The sequence below is a fragment of the Nocardioides sp. Bht2 genome, assembly GCF_047308515.1.
Classification (GTDB): Bacteria; Actinomycetota; Actinomycetes; order Propionibacteriales; family Nocardioidaceae; genus Nocardioides.
In genome coordinates, this window is sequence record NZ_JBLBWI010000001.1 from 473,222 (window position 1) to 486,657 (window position 13,436).

Consider the following 13,436-nt stretch of genomic DNA (forward strand, 5'->3'; position numbering starts at 1 on the left):
TCAGGCTCCTGGAGAAGTCGGCAACAGGTCGGTCGCCGCGGCGGGGATGAACGTTTGCACCAGGTCGGCGTCGACCAGGCGAATGTCGAAATGGCCGGCGAATGCGGCGTCATCCCGCTCGGGATAATCCTCGCGCCAATGCGAACCGCGGGTCTCCTCCCGGGCCGAGGCGCCGGAATGCAACGCCAGGCTGAGCGTGAGCACGTTGGTGGTCTCCCAGGCCGCGACGTCGATCGCCCCGACCGGCCGCTCCAGCAGCTCGCGCAGCTCCACCTCGGCGGCGTTCAGGCCCGCCTGGCTCCGGAGCACTCCGGCCTGCTCGGTCATGGTGCGCTGCAGCTCACCCCGCGCCGCGCCGTCGACGACGCCTCGCGGCCGGTCGTCCGCGACCGGTTCCGCCCAGGGCGCCAACTCGTCCGGGAGTACCTCGGCGATCCGCCGCGAGAAGACCAACCCCTCGAGCAGCGAGTTGGAGGCCAACCGGTTGGCGCCGTGCACCCCGGAGCAGGCGACCTCTCCGGTGGCGTAGAGCCCGGTGATGTCGGTGCGCCCCCACAGATCGGTGACGACGCCGCCCGAGGCGTAGTGCTGGGCCGGGGCTACCGGGATCAGCTCGTTGATCGGGTCCACCCCATGACTGCGACAGGTCGCCAGGATGGTCGGGAAGCGGCGCTCCCAGAACTCGGCACCGAGGTGCCGCGCATCGAGCCACATGTGCGGCTGCCCGGTCTCCAACATCCGCCGGGTGATCGCCTTCGCGACGACGTCGCGCGGCGCGAGGTCGGCGAGCTCGTGCTGCCCCCGCATGAACCGGTTCCCCTCGAAGTCGACGAGGAACGCGCCCTCGCCTCGGACCGCCTCCGAGATCAGCGGCTGCTGGCCCCGGCTGTCGGGACCCAGGTACATCACGGTCGGGTGGAACTGTACGAACTCCAGGTCGCGCAGCCTCGCTCCGGCGCGCAGCGCCAGGGCCATCCCGTCACCGGTGGAGACGGCCGGGTTGGTCGACTGGCTGAAGACCTGTCCCATCCCGCCGCTGGCCAGGACGACGGCACGCGCGTGGACCGCACCGACGCCGTCACGTTGCCCCTCGCCGATCACGTGCAGAGTGACGCCCGCGGCCCGGCCGTCGGCGTCGCGTAGCAGGTCGAGGGCCAGCGCATGCTGGATCACCTCGATGCCCGACGACGCCTCGACCGCGGCGATCAGGGCGCGCTGGATCTCCGCACCGGTGGCGTCGCCGCCGGCGTGGGCGATCCGGTCGCGGTGGTGCCCGCCTTCCCGGGTCAGCGACAGCACGCCGTCGTGGTGGTCGAAGCGGGTGCCGAGGTCGATCAGCTCCTGGACCGCCTCCGGACCTTCGGTGACCAGGACCCGTACGGCCTCCACGTCGCACGCCCCGGCTCCGGCGACCAAGGTGTCGCTCAGATGCTGCTCAGGGGTGTCGCCAGGGCCCAGCGCGGCGGCGATGCCACCCTGTGCCCACTGGGTGGAGCCGGCCGACAGGACGTCCTTGGTGACGACCAGGACGCGGGCGCCGTCGTCGTCGCTGCGCTCGCGCAACGCGCTGTGGATCCGCAGGGCAGCGGTGAGCCCGGCGATGCCGGACCCGATCACGACGACGTCGGCCCGCGTGGTCCAACCAGGGACCGGCGCGGTGAGCCGCATAGGGAGAGTGGTCACGGAGCGGGTGACAGCGTGGTCAGCGACCGCTGACGAGGTCGCCACGCAGCAGGCCGCTGCCCTCGGGGGCTTCGGCCGGGTCGAAGCCGGTGGCGAGGATCTTGTTGTCGGCGTCGACGAAGACCACCGACGGCTGGAACTCCTTGGCCTCTTCGGTGCTCATCTGGCCGTAGCCGATCAGGATCACCATGTCGCCGGGGTGCACCAGGCGGGCTGCGGCGCCGTTGATCCCGATCACGCCGGAGCCCCGCTCGCCGGCGATGGTGTAGGTCTCCAGGCGAGCACCGTTGGTGATGTCGACGATGTGGACCAACTCGCCGGCCAGCAGGTCCGCGGCGTCGAGGAGGTCTTCGTCCACGGTGACCGACCCGACGTAGTGCAGGTCGGCCTGGGTCACGGTCGCCCGGTGGATCTTGGACTTCATCATGGTGCGCAGCATCAGCTGTCTCCCTCGGTGGTGTTAGGTGAGGTTGTGGTCGACGCGGTGGCGCCGAAGTGGATGGGCAGGTTGTCGATCAGCCGGGTGGTGCCGACCCGGGCGGCGATCAGGATCCGGCCTTCGCCCTGCTCCGGGACGGCGCCGAGATCGGGGTCGGTGATCACCAGGTAGTCGAGGTTGACGCCACGGGCCTTGCGGAGCTCCGCACGTGCGGACCCGAGGGCGAACTCGGGGCCGTGGTCGGCGTCGCGGACGGCACGGTTCAGGACCCGGCTGAGTGCCGAGGCCCGCTCGCGGTCCACCTCGTTCAGGTAGCGGTTGCGGGAGCTGAGCGCGAGGCCGTCGGGTTCGCGGACGGTCTCGGCGCCGATCACCTCGACGCCGAGGCACAGGTCGGAGACCATCCGCCGGATCAGCACCAGTTGCTGGTAGTCCTTCTGGCCGAAGACGGCGACGTCGGGACGGACCAGGCCGAAGAGCTTGGCGACCACGGTCAGCACGCCGCGGTAGTGGCCGGGGCGGGTGGCGCCTTCCAGGATCGAGCCGAGCGGCCCCGGCTCGACGGTCACCTGCGGATCGCCGCCGGGGTAGACCTCGGACACGGACGGCGCGAAGACGACATCGACGCCGTGCGCGCCACAGAGTTCGAGGTCGGCGTCCAGGGTGCGCGGGTAGCGGTCGAGGTCCTCACCCGCACCGAACTGGAGCGGGTTGACGAAGACCGAGACCACGACGGGACCGTCGCCGACGGCGTCCCGCGCGGTCTCCATCAAGGAGCCATGGCCCTCGTGCAGCGCACCCATCGTCGGCACCATGCCGACCCGCTGACCGGCGGTCCGCCGTTCGGCGAGCACGGCAGCGAGTTCGGCGCGCGTGGAAACCAGGATCGGCGTCGTCGTCATCAGCTGATCATCCCGTCGGTGGCCCATCGCTCGCCGCCCTGAGTCGGGCGGGCGACGTCGGGGCGTGCGGTCGGGAGCTGGGCGGAGTTCGGAGCAAGTGCGGAGTCGAGCACCTGCGACATCTTGGCGGCGCGCAACGGCATCAACCGGCCGTCGGCCGCAGCGCGGTCGAGGGTGGCGTGGGCCATCGCGACATACGACGGCAGGGTGTGTGGAGCGTTCTGGGTGAGGTCGGCCAGGTGCGCACGGACCGTCTCGACGTCGCCCCGCACGATCGGGCCGGTGAGCGCCGCGTCGCCCTTGCGCAGGGCGTTGTCCAGCGCCGCCTCCAGCAACGGACGGAGCGTGTCGGCGGGGTTGTCTCCCCCGGCCGCCACCAGCATCTCCATCGCCTCGGCGACCAGGGTGACGAGGTGGTTCGCGCCGTGGGCCAGACCCGCGTGATAGAGCGTGCGACGGTCCTCGGGCACCCACATCGGGCGGCCGCCGAGGTCGGCGACGAGGGACTCGGCCAGCGCGCGCTCGTCGGCCTCGGCAGTCACGCCGAAGACGCAACCGGAGAGCCGGGAGAGGTCGAGCTCGGTGCCGGTGAAGGTCATCGCCGGGTGGACAGCCAGCGGGTGCGCACCGACCGCACGGACCGGTTCCAGCACAGCCAAGCCGTGGCGCCCGGAGGTGTGGGCCACGTACTGACCGGCGTGGATCGCGCCGGAGGCGGAGAGCATCTCGGCCACATTGGCGAGCATGTCGTCCGGAACGGTCAACAGCAGCAGGTCACAGGCCCGCGCGACAGCGCTCGGCTTGGCGATCTCGACGCCCGGCAACAGGGCCGCGGCGCGAGCGCGAGAGGCTTCGGATTCGCCAGCGATGGCCACGATCTCGTGGCCCGCGGCACGCAGTGCAGCGGCCAGGACAGCGCCGACGCGTCCAGCGCCGACCACGCCCACCCGCAGGGGTGCGGTCTTCATCTCGTGCAGCCTCACGTTTCAGTCCCTCCGACCACCCGCGGTGCGGGCCGGTGTGGGTACCAGACGGTTTGTTGGTGGCTTGGTGCCGACTGAGCATTCCTACTCAGTGCAACCACGAGGCTACGCCCGCTGATTCCACCTTGGGAACCAGGGACGACGGTGGCCTGAATCACAGGCCGCCGTCCCCGGACGTCATCCGTTGCGTGCCGACGGGGGCACCGCTCGGATGACGTCCGCGGGTGGTTCAGCCGTCGGCGCGGGCGATGACGCGGTAAAGGACCGGGTCCTCCTCGCCGTACGGCGACAAGCCCGTGTCCTCAACCTCGAACAACACCTCACCGAAACCGAACTTCGTCAACGACTCCCGGAACTCCACCGCATTCTGGAACCGGCGGTAATGGTTACCGTGCACCTTCGTCGCCGACTCATCCTTATCGGTACGGAACTCCGCCGCGAACACATCACCCGGTCGCGCATGAGTGGCGATCGCCGCCATCAACCGCTCCTGGATCTCCTCATTGATCGCGTGCAGGAAGAACCGCAGGTAGAACAGGATCGGACCCTGCCGATCCTCCACACCCTCATCCAGCACCCGACCGAGCTCATCGACATCCGCCACATCGCAGACCTCGAAACGGACCGTCTCACCCAGGCCCGCCTCAACCGCACCCTGCCGGGCATTCTCAATACCCACCGGCGACTGGTCCAACCCCAACACCCGACGCCCGGCACCACCGAACGCCCGCGAGTCACGACCATCACCACAACCGATGTCGATCACCGTCGCCGGCATCGCCGGATGCGCATTCACAAACTCGAAGAACGTCGAACCCGCCGCATAACCAGTCCGCGCATAGAAGTTCGCCCAGTACACCTTCGTCCGCTGCTCGACACTGAGACGTCCCTCGCCAGCGGCGTCGGTCCGGCTCAACGCCCAGTTGAAACCGGGCTTGGGCTGCCGCCAGTCGTCGCCATAGAGGTGCGCGACCATCTTTTCGGCCGCCACCGGGCGCAACACCTTGCCGCCGGCGAAGTCGACCTCCTCGGTGCCCTGCCAGTCGCTCTCGGTGAACGCCGAGGTGCCCGCGATCCCCCACGGGATCCGGAGCTGGCCCGCCTCGTTGAACCACATGTGGAAGAGGTCGATCCGCTGGTCGGTCTCCGGGTCGTGCAGGTGGATGCAGTTCAGACGCAGGTCCACCGAGAAACCGGCCTCGATCAGGTCGAGAGCGATCTCGACGAGTTCGGCCGCGGCCTCGGCGCCGGTGCGCTTCGCGGAGAGGTAGGCGCAGTCGAAGTCGTCGTCGTGGCCGATCGGACCGCCTTCACGGACCGAACCCAGCAGGCTCCCGTAGAAGATGATGGCGTCGTAGCCGTACTTCTCGGCCAGCACCTCACGGGTCTGTTCATACATGTCGATTGCCTTCTCCTGCCACGAACTGTCGAGATCCTTAGAGAGTGTCAGCCGTCCGGTCTTGGCCAGCTTGTAGCCGTCCTTCAGACGACGTCGCAGCTGTTGCGGAGTCCGCTTGCCGTCCTTGATCGGGTTCAGGTAGAGACCGTGCCAAGCGATCGGTAGCGGCACACCTCCGACCCGGATGCTGACCCGCGTGGTGCGCTTCATGAACCGCCACAACCCGCGCAACTGGAAGCTGAAGACCCGAACTTCATCGGGGGAATTGCGACGCCCGCCCTCAGGGCTGGCGATACCGCGCGGGCGGTCGACGTCGCCGGCGGCCCGGACCGCCGAGGCACGGACCGCCACCGCAGGAGTGGCGTGGGTGGTGGCCACCAGAACCTTGTCGACGTAGAGGTCGACCGGGGTGGACGGCGAACCGCTCGGCACCGAGACCCAGCCGACTGCCTGGTACCAGGTGAACTTCTCGACCACGCCGGTCACGGGAGCAGACGCCGAACCCGCTGCCTTGCGCGCCACGAAGGCACGCGAACGCCGCGCAAGTCCACTCACTTGATCACGCACTGTCACCTTCGCCACCTTCAACTCCCGCCACCCGTGCCTCCCCCTGCTGCACCGAACTCAGGCACACTATCGACTAATCGTTGCTCTCACCGGACGACGCACCAAGATTCGCCCCAGCACTGGCACCGCCGATGCGGCCACCGGCCGACTCACGAGTCGGCGCGGGCGATGACGCGGTAAAGGACCGGGTCCTCCTCGCCGTACGGCGACAAGCCCGTGTCCTCAACCTCGAACAACACCTCACCGAAACCGAACTTCGTCAACGACTCCCGGAACTCCACCGCATTCTGGAACCGGCGGTAATGGTTACCGTGCACCTTCGTCGCCGACTCATCCTTATCGGTACGGAACTCCGCCGCGAACACATCACCCGGTCGCGCATGAGTGGCGATCGCCGCCATCAACCGCTCCTGGATCTCCTCATTGATCGCGTGCAGGAAGAACCGCAGGTAGAACAGGATCGGACCCTGCCGATCCTCCACACCCTCATCCAGCACCCGACCGAGCTCATCGACATCCGCCACATCGCAGACCTCGAAACGGACCGTCTCACCCAGGCCCGCCTCAACCGCACCCTGCCGGGCATTCTCAATACCCACCGGCGACTGGTCCAACCCCAACACCCGACGCCCGGCACCACCGAACGCCCGCGAGTCACGACCATCACCACAACCGATGTCGATCACCGTCGCCGGCATCGCCGGATGCGCATTCACAAACTCGAAGAACGTCGAACCCGCCGCATAACCAGTCCGCGCATAGAAGTTCGCCCAGTACACCTTCGTCCGCTGCTCGACACTGAGACGTCCCTCGCCAGCGGCGTCGGTCCGGCTCAACGCCCAGTTGAAACCGGGCTTGGGCTGCCGCCAGTCGTCGCCATAGAGGTGCGCGACCATCTTTTCGGCCGCCACCGGGCGCAACACCTTGCCGCCGGCGAAGTCGACCTCCTCGGTGCCCTGCCAGTCGCTCTCGGTGAACGCCGTCGTGCCGGCCGTTCCCCAGGCGGTCTGCAGGACCCCGGACTCGTCGAACCAGCCGTGGAAGACGTCCACCCGCTGCCCGCTGGCCGGATCGTTGATGTGCAGGAGCCTGCTGCGCAGGTCGACGTTCAGTCCCGCCTTGATCAGATCCAGGGCGATCTCGACAAGCTCTTCGCCGGCGTCGCGACCGTTTCGATGGCGCGAGATATAGGCGCAGTCGAAGTCGTTGTCGTGCCCGATCGGACCTCCTTCGCGGACCGAGCCGAGCAGACTGCCGTAGAAGAGGAACGCCTCGTAGCCGTGGGTATCGGCCAGGAAGGCACGGGTCCGGCTGTAGAGGTCGACGACCGAGTTCCGCCAGGCGCCCCGCGACTCCTGCGGCGCCACGAAGTATCCGGACTTGGTGAGCTGATAACCCCCGGCAAGGAGTTCCTCGAGCTCTTCCAGTTCTCGGTTGCCGCCGTGCCGCGGGGTCAGGAACATGCCGTGACCAGCGATCGGCAACGGTTGCCCGCCGACGCGGACACTCAGCCGCGTGCGTCGTCCGAGGAAGTCCCACAGGCCCGCGATCTGGAAGGAGAAGGCGCGCACCTGCTGACCCGAATTGCGTCGATCGTCGCGGCGTGGACTGGCGACACCCTGACGGCGACGCGCCCCCGTCTCCTCGTCGTGCCGCTGGCGCACGACCGACCGGGAGATCGGCGCATCCGCGGTCGGGAAGGTGGAGGCGATCAGCAACCGCCCCGCGTGCAGCGTGATCGGCACATCGGGATGGTCCTTCGGCACCGAGATCCAGCCCACCAACCGGTTCCGGTTGATCGACTCGACGATACCGGCCACCGCTGCCGGGGGCGTGGACGCTTGCGGACGCATCCGCGCCACCAGACGTGCCAAGCCAACTCGGGCCTTCGCACCAGGCATGGGCCCTCCGGAGCCTTTCGGGGTCAGCAACGTTGGCGAACACTACCCACTCGGTGCTGGAGCACGCAGGATGAGAGAGTAGATCGCATGTCCGAAGGTGCTCCCTCTGCTCCCCGCAACGTCGCCGTCCTCCTCGCCGGCGGTGTCGGCTCACGGGTCGGCCTCGACATCCCCAAACAACTGATCAAGGTCGCGGGGAAGACGATCCTGGAGCACACCCTCGAGGTGATGCACTCGCACCCTCAGGTGGACGAGATCCTGATCCTGATGTCGCCGGGCCACCTGGACTCGGTGCGGGCCATTGTGCGCAAGGGCGGCTACACCAAGGTCACCGCCATCCTCGAGGGTGGCGCGACCCGCAGCGAGACGTCGATGAAGGCGCTTGAGGAGATCGGCGACCCCGAGGCTCGGGTCCTGCTCCACGACGCCGTCCGTCCGCTGGTCAGCCACCGGATCATCGGCGAGTGCTTCACCGCGCTCGAGGTGCACGAGGCAGTCGACGTGGCGATCCCCTCGGCCGACACCATCATCGAGGTCGACGAGAACGACGTGATCCGGGCGATCCCGCCGCGCTCGGCCCTGCGCCGGGGGCAGACCCCGCAGGCGTTCCGGGTCGGCACCATCGCTCGGGCCTACGAGCGGGCGGCGGCCGACCCCGACTTCGTCGCCACCGACGACTGCTCGGTGGTGCTCAAGTACCTGCCCGAGGTACCGATCACCGTGGTCGCCGGCGACGAGCGGAACATGAAGGTCACCGAGCCGATCGACGTCTACATCGCCGACAAGCTCTTCCAGCTCACCGTGCAGGACCAGCCCAAGGGACACACCGACGCCGAGTACTCCGAACGGCTGGCCGGCAAGACCGTCGTGGTCTTCGGCGGCAGTTACGGCATCGGCGGGGACGTCGCCGACCTGGCCGAGCGGAGCGGCGCCCGCGTGCACCGGTTCAGCCGGTCGGCCACCGGTACCCACGTCGAGCGCCGCGACGAGATCGTGGCAGCACGGGACAAGGTGCTCGCCGCCGACGGCCGGATCGACTACGTGGTCAACACTGCCGGCATCCTGCCGCGCGGCGACCTCGCCGAGACCAGCGAGGAGACGATCTGGTCGGCCACCGAGGTCAACTACCTGGCACCGGTCTTCATCGCCCAGGCGTTCTACGACGCGTTGCGCGAGAGCAAGGGCGGGCTGCTGCTCTACACCTCCAGCTCCTACACCCGTGGCCGTGCGGGCTACAGCCTCTACTCCTCGGCCAAGGCCGCGGTGGTGAACCTGACCCAGGCCCTCGCCGACGAGTGGGCCGAGGACGGCGTCCGGGTCAACTGCATCAACCCCGAACGGACCGGCACGCCGATGCGCACCAAGGCGTTCGGCGAGGAGCCGAGCGACTCACTGCTCGCTTCGGACACCGTCGCCCGCACGTCGCTCGACGTGCTCCTCGCCGACGTCACCGGGCAGATCATCGACGTCCGCCGCGACGACCCGCTCGCCTCGCTGCTGGACCAGGCCGAAGCCTGATCCAGACCGCCTCAGCTTCGCCGTAGCCGGCTCCGCGCCCGGCTGGCGAGGACGCCGATCAGTTCCCGGGACCCGACGTCGGTGATCGCGCGTCGATCTCCGGCCGGAGCCGGCGGTTCAGCGCTCTGGGCCTGCGCTTGGGCACGCTCATACTCGGCCAGCCGTGCCTCGATCGCGTCGTGGCTGATCGCGCTGGAGCGCCGGAAGAGCTCCTGATACCGCTCACTGAGGTCGTCCATCGCCGCCGAAGCCTCGGTGTGGTGGCCGCCTGCGTCACGCAGGGTGGTGACCGCCGCCCAGACCTCATCGGCGATCTGGCGGAGCTCGGCCGGGATCTCCAGGTCGTCCCAGGTGACCTGGACCCGGCGCAGATCAGGGCTGATGAAGTCGTCGACCGGGCTCTCGACTCCCGCCGCGATCTCACCCGGCCAGACGATCCCCAGTTCCGTGGCAAGCCGCTCGGCCTCGGCGCGCCAATCGGTCAGCAGGTCGGCGTAGGCGACGAACGACCGGGACGCCGACCGGGTCTCCCGCTCGCTCACCACCTGGTTGTTGACCCACCGGGCGATGTTGAAGATCTCGTAGCGACGTCGCTTGGCCTCGTCGGCGCTCGCGTAGTAGGCGGCGCGGCTGCCGATCGTCTCGGCGGGCGGGCGCAGCATCGAGATGTAGACCGACTCCCGCCCGTCGGCCGCTGCTGCCTCTGCCCAGAGCTGTTGGGTCCAGACGCTGCGCGGATCCTTGACCACGATCTGGTCATGTCCCGCGCCGACCTTGGCCACCCAACGGGTCAACTTGGCGCGGTCGCGTGGACCGATCACCGCTTGGACATCCTCGAACGCGCTGGGGCGCGAATCCATCACATGCATCCGGGCGCGGCTGCACAGCTCCTCGTGGAACCGCACCGACCACCGCGACTCGTAGAAGCCCTTGGGGTTCGAGTCGTTCGCACCGAGGTGCGGCCCGGGCACCTCGACACCAAGATGGTGGAAGAGGCCGGACATCGTGCTGGTACCGCTACGACCGGTACCGGTGATCAGAATGAGGCGGGCATCAGGCACACGCGAAGTCTTGCATGTTCAGCTCTCGCGATCCTCAACGACCGAGCAGTCGCCGCGCCGCCGAGGCCGCGCGGGTCCGCAACCCGCCGTCGGCCGGCTCCGGTACTGCCGTGCGGGCCCGCCGCGCTCCCCGGCGTTCTGCCTGCCGAGTAAGCCGTCGGCGCTCGATGTTCGTCATCCCGAGCGCTGCGTGCCAGCTCTCCAAGTACTCGCCACGCAACGCGTCGAAGAGCGCGGGGTCCACCTGCTCGCCGCGGCTCTCAGCCAGTAGCGCCTGGTAGCTGCGCTCCGCGAGGTCACGGAGCCAGAACGGCGCGGCCACCGCGTCCCAATCGGGGCTCATCCGGCGCAGCGCGGGGTCGAGGAGGTCGTCGACCGGGTGCGGGCTCACCTCGATCGCAGGATCGAACGCGATACCGGCGTCGCGACCGATGCGGGTGAACTGACTGCGCCAGTCGGCCAACAGGTCCGGATAGTGCACGATGCTGCGCGAGGTGCGGGTCGACCGCTCGGTCAACGTGGCCACGTTGATCCAGCCCGCGACCGCGGCGACGTCGCGGGCGTCGTAGTAGGTGCTACGGCTCGCCGTCACCTCCGCCGGATGCCGCAGCATGAAGACGCTGGTCGGCTCGACCCCCAGGTCGCGTGCCGTCTGGGTCCACAGGTCGAGGAACCAGATCAGGCGGGGATCCTTGAGCACCAGCCGGGGGCTCTCCTCGAACCTGGCGGCCAGCCACTCGCGAACCTCTGCACGCACGGCCGTGCGCGAGCTGGGAACCGAGGCCAGTTCCAGGCCTTCAGGGTCCGGGTCGAGGGCGATCATCCCGCTACGACGCAGCAGCTCCTTGTGGAGATCGACCATCCAGCGCGGCTCGAAGAACCCTTTGGGGTTCGTCCGGTTCCCTTCGCTGGCACCGGGCGCGGTGAATCCCGAGGCGCTCAGCGCGCCAGCCATCGAGCTGGTCCCGCTCCGTCCGGGACCGACCACGAGCAGCAGGGAGCGTTCCATGAGTCACCTAGCCGAGATCGTGGGCTCGCACCGGCCGGGGCTGACCGATCGGCGTCATCCTATCGAGGTGATCGGCGGTGCCGATCACCCGGCTAGCGCCCCATGAGTCGCCGCGCGACCCGACCGCGCAGACTCTGTGGCACCGGACGCGCCTCGAGCTGCTCGATCCGCGCGGCGGTGTTCTTCTTGTCGGCGTCGAGCTTCGTGAGCAGCTCGAAGAGGCCCTCGGCGATCAGCTCGATCGGCACCTGCGGCGTCCAGTCCTCGGGGATCTGGACCGGGTCGCGCATCACCCGCAGCGAGTCCGCGGAGCCGAGGACCCGAACCCCACAGTTCTCGACGTAGTCGGCTCGGGCGGCGTTCTCGGCCTGGATCCACTCCCAGGCCCAGGTCGGGTGCGGCGCACTCGACGGGCCGGGCGAGCGCTGCTTGCTGGCCTTGAAGGCCCGCACGAATCCGTGGTTGAGGTAGCGGGCTCTCAGCGGCCGCGGCACTTCCGCCTTCTCCGCCAACTGGTTGAAGGTCCGGAGGAGTTCTGCCTCGGCGTAGGTCAGGCCGCGGTTCGACTCCGCCGGGTGTCCCTTGAGCAGACCCGCCGGCAGGTCCAACATCGCCTCGAAGTGGGTCAACAGGTCGGCTGGATCGGCGTCGTCGATGACGACCAGGGTGAACCGGTCGACGCCGACCACCTCGACCCACCGCTCCACCATCTGCTGGACGTCGTGGAAGCCCAGCGCGTCCCGCTTCTCCCAGGCGGTCGGGTCGTCGCCCAGGACCACCTTGAGCCAGTCCTCATAGCCGGTGTCGATACCGGCCTTCACCCGCTCCTGCCACAGCGACGGAAGCAAGCGGTCGAAGTTGCGCACCGCAGCCACGATCTGCGGGTCGTCGCCGCCGAGACCCTCGACCAGTTGCCGCGCCTGCTCGGGCGAAGCCCGGCCGAAGTCCTCGTTGCTCACGCAGACCCGGAGGCCATCGACCGCGCCGACCTCGGCTACCAATCCGTTCCAGCGATGCATCGGCGGCCGCGGCACACCGGCCGGGATACCTTCAAGGCCGAGCGCCCAGCCGGCCTGACGGCGGCGCTGCTTGTGCTGCGGCACGTAGACGCCGCGTTCGAGGAGATCGAGCCGCTGTTGGAAGAGCGCGACCTGGACCGCCGTCGATCCGGTCTTGTGGGGACCGATGTGGATGACATGCGCCCCAGGTTCGAATGCGGTCACGGTGTGGCCGTCTGACATGGGTGTCGGAACTCCTGGGCTCGGGGGCTTCGGCATCCAGCCTACCCACGGCCGCCCACCCTGCGGCGGCCTGCCTGCGGGCCGACCCCCAAGGGCACGCGCAACCACCGGCACCCAGCTGTCGTACCTTGGTCGACATGAACGCAGTGGTCAAGGACTCCGCCCAGGTCGCACCGTCAGCAACGCTCGGCGACGGCACCACGGTCTGGGAGCTCGCGCAGATCCGGGAGAACGCCGCCCTGGGTACCGGTTGCATCGTCGGCCGCGGTGCCTACGTCGGCACCGGCTGCCGGCTCGGCAACAACGTGAAGCTGCAGAACCACGCCCTGGTCTACGAGCCGGCGACCCTCGGCAACGGCGTCTTCATCGGCCCGGCCGCTGTGCTCACCAACGACCAGTACCCCCGCTCGGTCGACCCCGACGGCAACCTCAAGCGTGCTTCGGACTGGGTCGCGGTCGGCGTCGAGATCGCGGACGGCGCTTCGATCGGCGCCCGCGCGGTCTGTGTGGCACCGTTGAAGATCGGCCGCTGGGCGATGATCGCAGCCGGCGCGGTGGTCGCCAAGGACGTGCCCGACTTCGCTCTGGTGGTCGGCGTTCCGGCACGCCGGATCGGCTGGGTCGGCAAGGCCGGCCAGCGGCTGACCGACGAGGGCGACGGCCGGTGGAGCTGCCCGGCTACCGGCGCCGTCTACGTCGAGACGGACGGCGTCCTCACCGAAGCCTGACCCCG

Annotated in this window: 11 protein-coding genes; 2 read left to right on the top strand and 9 right to left on the bottom strand. The window is 69.0% G+C overall.

What is annotated here, in order from left to right; all coding sequences use genetic code 11:
- From ACLM5J_RS02345 to ACLM5J_RS02370, 6 genes are all read right to left on the bottom strand, one after another.
- The gene (locus ACLM5J_RS02345; protein ID WP_413654390.1) at positions 1-1,683 is read right to left on the bottom strand and encodes an L-aspartate oxidase; all 1,683 of its coding nucleotides are present in this window, start codon (positions 1,681-1,683) and stop codon (positions 1-3) included.
- 19 nt (positions 1,684-1,702) lie between these two features.
- Positions 1,703-2,122, bottom strand: a complete 420-nt coding sequence (gene panD / locus ACLM5J_RS02350) for an aspartate 1-decarboxylase (RefSeq protein ID WP_413654391.1) — start codon at positions 2,120-2,122, stop codon at positions 1,703-1,705.
- Positions 2,122-3,024, bottom strand: coding sequence for a pantoate--beta-alanine ligase (gene panC / locus ACLM5J_RS02355; RefSeq protein ID WP_413654392.1), 903 nt, complete (start codon positions 3,022-3,024; stop codon positions 2,122-2,124). Before panC ends, panD begins: the two co-directional genes overlap by 1 nt.
- On the bottom strand, positions 3,024-3,992 hold the full coding sequence (locus ACLM5J_RS02360) for a Rossmann-like and DUF2520 domain-containing protein (protein WP_413654393.1): 969 nt from the start codon (positions 3,990-3,992) through the stop codon (positions 3,024-3,026). Before ACLM5J_RS02360 ends, panC begins: the two co-directional genes overlap by 1 nt.
- Before the next feature lie 244 nt (positions 3,993-4,236).
- A complete protein-coding gene (locus ACLM5J_RS02365) occupies positions 4,237-5,979 on the bottom strand; it encodes a class I SAM-dependent methyltransferase (protein ID WP_413654394.1) in 1,743 nt (580 codons plus the stop codon).
- A 143-nt stretch (positions 5,980-6,122) separates the two neighbouring features.
- Positions 6,123-7,826: a class I SAM-dependent methyltransferase gene (locus ACLM5J_RS02370; RefSeq protein ID WP_413654395.1), complete on the bottom strand. Its 1,704-nt coding sequence runs from the start codon at positions 7,824-7,826 to the stop codon at positions 6,123-6,125.
- A gap of 135 nt (positions 7,827-7,961) precedes the next feature.
- On the opposite strand from ACLM5J_RS02370, the gene ACLM5J_RS02375 reads away from it, so the two are divergent.
- On the top strand, positions 7,962-9,392 hold the full coding sequence (locus ACLM5J_RS02375; RefSeq protein WP_413654396.1) for an SDR family NAD(P)-dependent oxidoreductase: 1,431 nt from the start codon (positions 7,962-7,964) through the stop codon (positions 9,390-9,392).
- 11 nt (positions 9,393-9,403) lie between these two features.
- Here ACLM5J_RS02375 and ACLM5J_RS02380 read toward each other — a convergent pair whose 3' ends face one another.
- The 3 genes from ACLM5J_RS02380 to ACLM5J_RS02390 form a co-directional block, all read right to left on the bottom strand.
- Complete coding sequence (locus ACLM5J_RS02380) at positions 9,404-10,453, bottom strand: sulfotransferase family protein (protein ID WP_413654397.1); 1,050 nt, start codon at positions 10,451-10,453, stop codon at positions 9,404-9,406.
- Positions 10,454-10,487: 34 nt separating this feature from the next.
- Positions 10,488-11,462 (bottom strand): sulfotransferase family protein, encoded by a 975-nt coding sequence (locus ACLM5J_RS02385; RefSeq protein ID WP_413654398.1) that lies wholly within the window; start codon positions 11,460-11,462, stop codon positions 10,488-10,490.
- A 92-nt stretch (positions 11,463-11,554) separates the two neighbouring features.
- Positions 11,555-12,685 (bottom strand): hypothetical protein, encoded by a 1,131-nt coding sequence (locus ACLM5J_RS02390; protein ID WP_413654399.1) that lies wholly within the window; start codon positions 12,683-12,685, stop codon positions 11,555-11,557.
- 155 nt (positions 12,686-12,840) lie between these two features.
- On the opposite strand from ACLM5J_RS02390, the gene ACLM5J_RS02395 reads away from it, so the two are divergent.
- Positions 12,841-13,431 carry an acyltransferase gene (locus ACLM5J_RS02395; RefSeq protein ID WP_413654400.1) on the top strand — a complete coding sequence of 197 codons (591 nt, stop codon included), beginning with the start codon at positions 12,841-12,843 and terminating at the stop codon, positions 13,429-13,431.
- Positions 13,432-13,436 lie beyond the last annotated feature (5 nt).

Coding starts and splice junctions, on each gene's coding strand:
- panC (WP_413654392.1), bottom strand. CDS start 3,024: ATGACGACGACGCCGATCCTGGTTTCCACGCGCGCCGAACTCGCTGCC.
- ACLM5J_RS02395 (WP_413654400.1), top strand. CDS start 12,841: ATGAACGCAGTGGTCAAGGACTCCGCCCAGGTCGCACCGTCAGCAACG.
- ACLM5J_RS02360 (WP_413654393.1), bottom strand. CDS start 3,992: ATGAAGACCGCACCCCTGCGGGTGGGCGTGGTCGGCGCTGGACGCGTC.
- ACLM5J_RS02375 (WP_413654396.1), top strand. CDS start 7,962: ATGTCCGAAGGTGCTCCCTCTGCTCCCCGCAACGTCGCCGTCCTCCTC.
- panD (WP_413654391.1), bottom strand. CDS start 2,122: ATGCTGCGCACCATGATGAAGTCCAAGATCCACCGGGCGACCGTGACC.
- ACLM5J_RS02385 (WP_413654398.1), bottom strand. CDS start 11,462: ATGGAACGCTCCCTGCTGCTCGTGGTCGGTCCCGGACGGAGCGGGACC.
- ACLM5J_RS02370 (WP_413654395.1), bottom strand. CDS start 7,826: ATGCGTCCGCAAGCGTCCACGCCCCCGGCAGCGGTGGCCGGTATCGTC.